This is a genomic window from Shewanella septentrionalis (assembly GCF_025370265.1).
GTDB lineage: Bacteria > Pseudomonadota > Gammaproteobacteria > Enterobacterales > Shewanellaceae > Shewanella > Shewanella hafniensis.
In genome coordinates this window covers 1-9,364 of sequence record NZ_JAMTCC010000073.1, presented here as the reverse complement: position 1 = coordinate 9,364, position 9,364 = coordinate 1, and the positions used below count along the sequence as shown (strand labels likewise).

Annotated in this window: 7 protein-coding genes; all 7 read left to right on the top strand. The window is 38.5% G+C overall.

Annotated elements, in window-relative coordinates; translation table 11 throughout:
• Positions 1 to 72 precede the first annotated feature (72 nt).
• Complete coding sequence (locus NE536_RS22030; protein ID WP_011979499.1) at positions 73 to 765, top strand: IS6-like element ISSba18 family transposase; 693 nt, start codon at positions 73 to 75, stop codon at positions 763 to 765.
• Positions 766 to 926: 161 nt separating this feature from the next.
• Positions 927 to 1,790: a delta-class carbonic anhydrase gene (locus NE536_RS22025; protein WP_011979500.1), complete on the top strand. Its 864-nt coding sequence runs from the start codon at positions 927 to 929 to the stop codon at positions 1,788 to 1,790.
• Between the two features lie 233 nt (positions 1,791 to 2,023).
• Positions 2,024 to 2,632, top strand: coding sequence for a recombinase family protein (locus NE536_RS22020; RefSeq protein WP_011979501.1), 609 nt, complete (start codon positions 2,024 to 2,026; stop codon positions 2,630 to 2,632).
• Between the two features lie 845 nt (positions 2,633 to 3,477).
• Positions 3,478 to 3,762 (top strand): hypothetical protein, encoded by a 285-nt coding sequence (locus tag NE536_RS22015; protein ID WP_212751180.1) that lies wholly within the window; start codon positions 3,478 to 3,480, stop codon positions 3,760 to 3,762.
• A 45-nt stretch (positions 3,763 to 3,807) separates the two neighbouring features.
• Positions 3,808 to 5,691, top strand: coding sequence for a site-specific DNA-methyltransferase (locus NE536_RS22010; protein ID WP_261274018.1), 1,884 nt, complete (start codon positions 3,808 to 3,810; stop codon positions 5,689 to 5,691).
• Positions 5,691 to 8,606, top strand: coding sequence for a type III restriction-modification system endonuclease (locus NE536_RS22005; protein WP_261274017.1), 2,916 nt, complete (start codon positions 5,691 to 5,693; stop codon positions 8,604 to 8,606). Before NE536_RS22010 ends, NE536_RS22005 begins: the two co-directional genes overlap by 1 nt.
• A 544-nt stretch (positions 8,607 to 9,150) precedes the next feature.
• On the top strand, positions 9,151 to 9,364 hold a 214-nt coding region (locus tag NE536_RS22000; RefSeq protein ID WP_342455092.1), incomplete at its 3' end, for a S24 family peptidase.

Genomic DNA, 9,364 nt, shown 5'->3' with positions numbered 1-9,364 from the left:
GTTTTGTCGCAAAGTTGACGATGTAAATCATAATGTTAATACTATTCCGATATTTCTCCGAGTCTCAATAGCATGACAATCAACTTTTCAGGACGACATTATCCACCAGATATCATCATGATGGCGTTGCGTTATTACCTGGCTTATAAACTCAGTTATCGTGAAATAGAAGAAATATTCGCTGAGCGTCATATTCATTTTGACCACTCAACCTTGAACCGGTGGGTGATTAAATACGCACCGCAACTCGATGCTATATTCAGGAATAAAAAACGTCGAGTCTCTGGCTCCTGGCGAATGGATGAAACCTACATCAAAGTAAAAGGTCGCTGGGTTTACTATTATCGAGCTGTCGATAAGTATGGTACTATTATTGACTTTTATTTGAGTGAAACCCGCGACGAGTCAGCTGCTCAGGCATTTTTCAACAAAGCCATCAACCAACATGGGTTGCCAGAAAAGGTTGTTATTGATAAAAGCAGTGCTAATGCTGCTGCATTAGATACGGTCAACCTTCGCCTTTGGTTATCTGGGAATATGCTGTTTATGATTGAAGTATTGGCAATCAAATATCTGAATAATATTGTCGAGCAAAGCCATCGAAAAGTGAAGGGAAAAATGCATCAATGTCTAGGATGGAAATCTTGGCTTGGTGCAGAGGCAACATTAGCGGGTATTGAAGTGTGCGACATGATTAAAAAAGGTCAGATGATGAGCGCTGAAAATATGACACCATGGGAGCAGTTTTATGCTTTGGCGGCATAGTTGTATCTGAGAGGGCTTGCGCCCTCAAATTATAGCCGCAAGATATCAGTTTGCGACAGAACCCCGTTTGCCATACACCTGTTGTAAATCATAAAATAAACATTAATATACGCTTTCGGGCCATTGGACTTCCTCTCTCCTTTAAAAGGAAAAATCATATCATGAACAAAACACGAGTATTATGCGCTACAGCTATGCTTTTCCCACTTTTGGTTAATGCAGGGATGACACAAGATGCAAGTCATAGCGTTTCAGATAAAGTAATAGAAAATCAAAGAACTTCATTGGCTTCTAATACTTTAGGTAAAGGTTATGGTCCTCAGTCACCAAGAGATATAGATAGTATTCAAGGCAATAACAAGCGCATATTTTCTGAAGCTCCTGACTACATGGAAATGAACTTATGCAATATACATTTCCATAAGAATGCCGAGCATAAAGGCGGGGAGTTCACCAAATATGCCGGCAATGGTGATGGCCACGGCTACCAGACCGGTTATCAATATACTGGTAAGTTATCTAAAAAAGAGTTAAGCCCCCTTAAACATGAAGTCGGTGCGAGTCAACACGGTAGCCTGCATCCAGGGGATACCATTGAAGTGCATTATGTCCATTCAACCGCTAAAGTGAGCCCAGGTCCGACTCTGGGAGCTTGTCTCAGTAAAGCGAATAGCAACCCTCAGCTCCGAGTAGAAACTCAGGTATTTGTGCTAGTAAATGACGCTAAAGCAATGAGTTTTATGGAACTGACAAAGTTAGGCATTAAAAACGGATTTAACCAGGCCCTAAATATTCCAAACAATACTGGCGAGCCAGTGGAGTATGAAGGTTCAACCACCGGTCCAGGTTATAACGAGATCGCTTCACCACTACAGGTGAGCTGGAGCGTACGTCCAAAAGTCATGAAGGTAGACATTAACAGCGTAGGTCAATGGTTAGAGGGCAATGTCTTCGATGAAGATCATGCCCACGGAGTTAGAAACCTAGTAATTAATCCAGATCTACTCTCTGCTGAAAGTGACTAGTCTGGACAAGCATGCCAGAAGCGTAACTGATAAGGGGTCGATCAATTCAGCCCCTTTGTTTAGCTCTGTCGTAAAGTTGACGAAAAAATAACTATCTCCCCCCGACAACTTCTCTTGACGTTTTGAGTACACCTAAAGTGCACCTCCCAATCAAAGTGCACTATTTTGCATTTTTATATGTATAATGCACCCACATATAAACACCTATGTAAAGTGCACTCATTGAGGTGGTCATGCGGATCTACGGATATTTAAGAGCATCAACAGCTGAACAAGACGCCAGTCGAGCTAAAGAGCAATTATCTGACTTTGCCAAACAAATGGATTTAAACATTGCATGTTGGTTCGAAGAGAATGAATCGGGCGCCAGCTTAAAGCGACCAGAGTTATTTCGGCTGCTTGATGTTGCGCAACCAGGGGACGTTCTTCTGGTTGAACAAGTAGACCGCATAAGTCGATTGGATAGCCATGACTGGGAAACGCTTAAAAGCCTCATTAATCAAAAACGCATAAAAGTCGTATCGATTGATTTGCCAACGAGCTATCAGTTTATGAAAAACACCGATACATTTACCGAGCGGATGATGTCGGCCCTCAACAGTATGATGTTAGATATGCTAGCCGCAGTCGCACGTAAAGATTACGAAGATAGACGCAGACGACAAGCCCAAGGCGTTCAGCGGGCAAAGCTAGCCGGTAAGTATAAAGGCAGACCTGAAGATAAAGTGCTGCATCAAAAGATTGAAGGGTTGCTCATCGATGGTAAAAGTTACAACTACATTGTGGATCTATTAGGCTGTTCTAGGCATACCATTTCAAAAGTAAAAAAACGATTAACTTAGAAAGATATGCAACGATAAACAGAAAATGACGTCAAAGTTGAATATATAAGACTTGAGTGAATGAATATGGCTAATGAAGCCCCTTCCCTATCAATAGAAGATGAATGCGTTTTAGCCTCTCGTGAGCATCAACGTATGTTTACCTCTCGTCACCCGTGTGACGGATGCGATAGTCAAACCCCTAAACGGTATGCCATTAGTGGGAAATGCATATCTTGCCAAGCAGCAGGAAAAAGACCAAGTACAGATAAGCGTAACTATTGGAACCCTGGATATCATGACTTAAAGATGCACAATGAAATTAAACACATCAGTTTAATGCTAGATATTTTGTCAGAGCGTCAACGGATTAAAATCAGTTCGTAGTAGCCCCAATATTGCGTCAGTAAACGCAGTGCGCACAATAACCATAATGTTAAATTGCGCCACAAAAGCTAAATTTTCACTTTGTCTTTTTAAGATGAAATCAGAAAACTTATTGAGCGCGGAGCGCAAACTTACGACCACCGCAAATGTTAATCTGGCTGATTGTGGTAAAGCTGAGGGCAGCGCTTTTATGTCCCAGCTTTTCCACATGAAGGCCATTACCGATATCAGAGTGCTAGTGTGATTGAATCAGGCTTGCCTTGTCTGGTTCACGCGCCAAATTTCGTCATTTTGCGCTGACCTCGGGCTAACGCACTTTTGCCCCATTATCAGTTTCACACCTTACCCTCATCGTACTTTTGAAGCTTTCTATGGCTGACAAAAATGAATAGCTATCCACATCTAATTTTTTAAAACAAAACTCCACCTTTAAAACAATATTTGATATCGTAGCAAAAACGGATATTGGGTGGATTATTATGATTTCAGGTATAAACGGTGGCAACTGCATACTTAGCTCTATGGCTAAAGAGCGAGTCAAGAGCGGGATTATCGATCACGCACAAATTTTAGGTATGAAAAGCGCATACACAGTCGTTTTCGATGGTTCTCAGTGGAATGGTGAACCATTGGTGTTAAGTAGCTCTAGACAGCCTTATGAACCTCGTATCTTCAAAAGCTTGGACGGGGCTTTAGCTGAGTTACTGCGTATAGGTCTAACAGAAGCATCAATCAAGATTACTGACAACACTGATTCAGAATAAAATCAGTCTTATATAGATTTACAAGAATAAAATCGGATACACAAAATGACAATCAAAGAAGAAACTCTTCATTCGAACATTGAGACTGTAAATAGTAAACAGCTTGCACTTCTAAAAAAGCACTTCCCTCAATGCTTTGATAAATTGGGAAACTTCATCCAAGAAAAAATGCTTGAAGTGGTTAATGCAAATAAAGTTGAGCTTTCAAAAGAATCTTACACGTTAAACTGGCTTGGTAAGTCTTATGCTCGCTTATTGACTAATCTTCCTCCTAAAACATTGATCAATGAAGACCTTGCACATAATCAATTAGAACAGAATAAAAACAGTAAAAACCTGCTTATCAAAGGCGATAACCTCGAAGTGCTTAAGCATATGGTTAACGCATACAGTGAGAAGGTTAAGATGATTTATATTGATCCTCCATACAATACTGGATCGGGCGACTTCGTTTACCACGACGACAGAAAATTTACAAAAGAACAACTTGCGGAATTAGCAGGAATTGATCTTGAAGAAGCAGAGCGTATTTTAGAATTCACAGACAAAGGTTCTAGCAGCCATAGTGCTTGGCTAACCTTTATGTATCCTCGAATTTACATTGCAAGAGAATTGTTAAAGGAAGACGGTACAATATTCATTTCAATAGACGATAACGAAGTAAGCCAACTAAAGATTATTTGCGATGAGATCTTCGGTGAAGCGAATTTCGTATCTAACATTATTTGGCATAAACGTTATGCAGCTTCAAATGACGCGAAAGGTATACCTGCAATGCATGATCATATCTTAGTTTATCAAAAATCGTCGTTATTCAATCGTAACCTATTGCCTCGAACAGAAAAACAAGACTCTTTATATAAATATGATAGTAATGATGGGAAAGGATTATGGCGACCTGACAATCTTACAGTAAAAACTGTATCCGAAGCATATCTCTATGAGATCGTAAATCCTAAAACTGGAAAAGCTTATTCACCAACACAAGGGCGATGCTGGTTAACTAATAAAAATAAGATGCAAGAATGGATCGAAGAAGGTCGAGTTTTCTTTGGACAAAAAGGTGATGGTGCTCCTCAATTAAAGCGTTATCTGTCAGAAGTTCAAGATGGTGTTATACCTAATACGTACTGGTCATATGATGATGTCGGTCATACTGACGGTGCAAGAAAAGAATTAAAAAATTTATTTGTTTCATCTGCACCTTTTGATAATCCAAAGCCTACGGGATTACTAAAAAAAGCATTCCAAATTGGTATGAATAAAGACGACATAGTTGTAGATTTTTTTGCAGGCTCAGGAACATCAGCTGAATCCTTAATGAGATTAAACGTTGATGACGGTGGAAATCGAAAGTTTATTGTTGTTCAACTTCCAGAAGTTACAGCGTCTAAAACTGATGCATATAGAGCAGGATATGCAACAATTTTTGATATAACAAAGGATAGGATAAAGCTATCAGCTGAAAAAATTCGTGAAGAAAGTCCTAATTTTAAAGGTGATTTAGGCTTTAAAATTTTTGAAACTGTAGAAGATTTCAGAGTCGAAGATGACGATAAAGAACTGACTTTAATGGCGATGACAATGTTTGATGATGTGATGCTTACTGATGAGCAATATCATACGCTTCTTACCACTTGGCGTTTGTATGATGGTAGTGAGTTAATAACCCCTGTTCAAGATATCGACCTAGATGACTATACTGCTCACCTTTGCGATAACCGCTTGTATATGATTGCATCCGATTTCTCTAGTGCTGCTTTGAAAGCCCTTCTTCAAAAACTCGATACAGACAAAGAATTCTCACCTAATAAGATTGTTTTCTTTGGTAAAAACTTTGATAGCGTGAAGCAAATGGAGTTAAACGAAGCCCTAAAAAGTTATGCTAATAAAAAGTCATTAGAAATTGATTTGGTGGGGCGAAACTAATGTCAAAGGGATTCACATTTGAGAAGAACCTGCCGCATCAAAAGGCTGGAGTAGACGCATTGATGAGTATGTTTGTTGGGGCGCAGCCTCAACAATCTGGCGATCCTATCGTTCGGCTTAGAGTAAACCCTTTGCTTAGTATCACAAGCCCTCAATACTATGCAAACATCAAGACAGTACAAGAGTTCAACGGGATAGAGCATAAAAAAGAGTATTACAACGCTAAAAGTAACGTTATTGATATATCGATGGAAACAGGTACAGGTAAGACTTATACCTATACTAAATCAATGTACGATCTCAACAAAGCATTTGGTATCAACAAGTTTATTGTCATTGTCCCAACGCTTTCAATTAAAGCAGGAACAGTTAATTTTCTGAAAAGTGACGCACTTAAAGAACATTTCCGTGATGATTACGAGCGTGAATTAAAAACTTATGTTGTAGAAAGTCAAAAAGGTTCAGGTAAGAATACTAAATCTTTTATGCCCCAAGCGGTTCATGATTTTGTTGAAGCGAATAATTTTAATAAAAAGCATATCCACGTATTGATTATCAACTCTGGAATGATTAACTCAAAATCATTAGTTGATACTTACGACACTGGATTGTTAGATAACAAATTCGATACACCCATTGACGCCATCAGCGCCGTAAGACCGTTTATCATAATTGATGAGCCTCACAAGTTTCCTACAGCTAAAAAAACATGGGATAACATCAGCAAGCTTAATGCTCAGTACATTATTCGTTTTGGTGCTACGTTCAACGAAGACTACGAAAACCTTGTTTATCGACTAACTGCTGTGGATGCGTTTAACAACGACCTAGTAAAAGGGATTAACGCTTTTATTGAAGATGTTGTTGGTGATGATTTTGCAAACCTTAAACTCACTAAATCAACGGCGAATGAAGCAACTTTTGAGTTAAACGAAAGTGGGAGTAAAACCGTTTATAAACTAGCTAAAGGTGAGTCATTATCTAAGACACACAATGAGATTCATGATCTGTATATTGAATCACTTAACACAAAAATGGTTGTCTTGAGTAACGGTATCGAGCTTAAAATCGGCAAGTCTATCAATCCTTATTCATACTCGGATACACTTGAAGATAATATGATCCGTAAAGCGATTAAGGAACATTTCAAGCTTGAACGTGAGTTACTGACTCAACGGCCAAGGATCAAACCGTTATCGCTTTTTTTTATTGATGATATAGAAAGTTATCGTGATGGAAACAACCTCTCAGGAAGCTTAAAAACTAAGTTTGAAGAATGGGTTGTTGCAGAGGCTAAACAATGCTTAAAAGTTGAAACTGATGCCTTCTACAGAGAATACCTAGAAAAGACTATTAAAGATGTGTCTGTTGTTCACGGTGGATATTTCTCTAAAGATAATAGCGATAAAGATGAGAAAATCGAACAAGAAATAAGTGAAATTTTGCACGATAAAGAATTACTTCTTTCGCTAGATAATCCAAGACGTTTTATTTTTAGTAAATGGACACTTCGTGAAGGGTGGGATTCACCAAATGTGTTCCAAATCTGTAAATTACGCTCCAGTGGTAGTACAACGTCAAAACTTCAAGAGGTTGGCCGTGGCCTTCGTCTACCTGTAAATGAGTATATGGGACGTGTTAAAGACCGTTCATTTATGCTTAATTATTATGTGGATTTTACCGAAAAAGACTTTCTACGCACTCTTGTTAAAGAGGTGAATGATTCATCATTCAAAGAAACTGTACCAAGCAAGTTAACTCAAGAAATCAAAGATAAAATTACAGCACAATACCCCAATTTATCTTCATTAAAAATTATGATGGAGCTATTGGATAAAGGGATCATTGACGAAAATGAAAATTTACTTGGTTCGGATGCTTACTCAAAACTGAAAGCACAATACCCTAATGCATTCCCAACGGGTGTTAAGCCTAACAAGATTAAGGTTGATAATGGTACTAAAAAAACCTCTAAGATGCGTGTTGGTAAGTTCGATGAACTAAAAGCACTTTGGGACATGATTAACCAGAAAGCGATTTTAGAATATAAAATTGCAAGCGAAGATGACTTTCTTGAGCTGTTTAAAAAATATTTGATTGAAGAGTCAGACAAATTCAAAAAAACAGGAGTACAGACACGTATTGAAACGGTTTATATCCATAATGATACTGCTATGTCCAAGTCAAGATTTGGTAATGATGATGATTTCACCAAGTTCTCTACTATGACTTATAAAGAATTTTTGAATCGTTTATCGCAAGAAGCATTTATCAAGTTATCTACACTGCATAAAGCATTTATAAGTGTACAAAATACGATAGATATTACTGACTATTTGAACATTCAGACAATCAGAAAAGTAAAATCAGGATTCAGTAAATTCCTATTGAATAATTCATTCAATAAGTTTGGCCTTGGCTATAACATTATAGCAAACAGTATGCATCCAACTAATTTTACTGATGTTCAGGGTGAACCTAGAACCGAAGTTATGGCAAGTGATTTAGGTGTTTATAATGATGACTCGCTTACCCCTCTTGATGCATACCTATTTGAAGATGTATTTTACGATTCTGAACTTGAGAAACTGAATATTACTGACGGTGAGATTGAGTCTGTATCAGTCTTTACTAAGATTCCGAAGAACTCAATTAAGATCCCTGTATCTGGTGGCTACTCATATTCTCCTGACTTTGCGTATGTTGTTAAGACAAGTAAAGGTGATTTTCTGAATTTCATCATTGAAACAAAAAATGTTGATGGAAAGGATAGTCTTCGTAAAGAGGAAGAACGGAAAATTGAACATGCTAAGGTTCTGTTTGAGCAAATAAGTAAAGACGTTAAAGTCGATTTTAAAACACAGTTTGCTGGTGATTTGATTTATGACTTAATCAAGCAAGCAGCTTATAGCTAATTTGTTAATAAAGTGAGAGCTTCAAATCCTCTCACTTTTATTCGAGTTTTATGCGTACCTATTCACGCATGAAAGTACACTCATAAATAATTAGAACAATCGCTCTAACGCATTTATGTCCAAAAATGACATGAAGATACTCACTCTTAATAGTCATTTGTATCCTTTGTCGTCTCTTGGCGTTTATAAAGATAGAACGCCCCCTTGCGGGGGCTGGCTGTCTAGGAGTTGTTCACCGTGGATCTAGACAGTTGCCATGAGATTACCAAGTATTCTGCAACAAGTGGTCAATAATCTGTGGGTATTGACCAGATTTATGCAACAAAAGCGGCTGTCAGAAATTATTTACCGATTTTCCATCGCTCATGACCATTTCAAGCGAAAAGCCATTCGCCACCGAACCCTGATTTTTTGTGGATAACACCGCAAAGAGCGCGGCGATTACCCACCGAAAAAAGTCAGGAACCGGCAGCAGGATCGAAATTTTAGATTTTTATTTTTTTACTGCTATCATTACTGATTATTTATACAGTGGTTTTGGCTTGTGAAATTGATTACATGCAATGCAAGTGCAGGGGTAAGCGGCTTCCCTTCACCTGCTGCAGATTACCTCGAATTACCGCTTAGCCTCGATCAACTCCTTGTTGAGCACCCTAGTTCTACGTGGTTCGGCCGCACAGCTGGACGAAGCATGGAAGGTGTCGGTATATACGACGGCGACATTTTAATTATCGATAGAGCGGCACCGCGCCGGAACA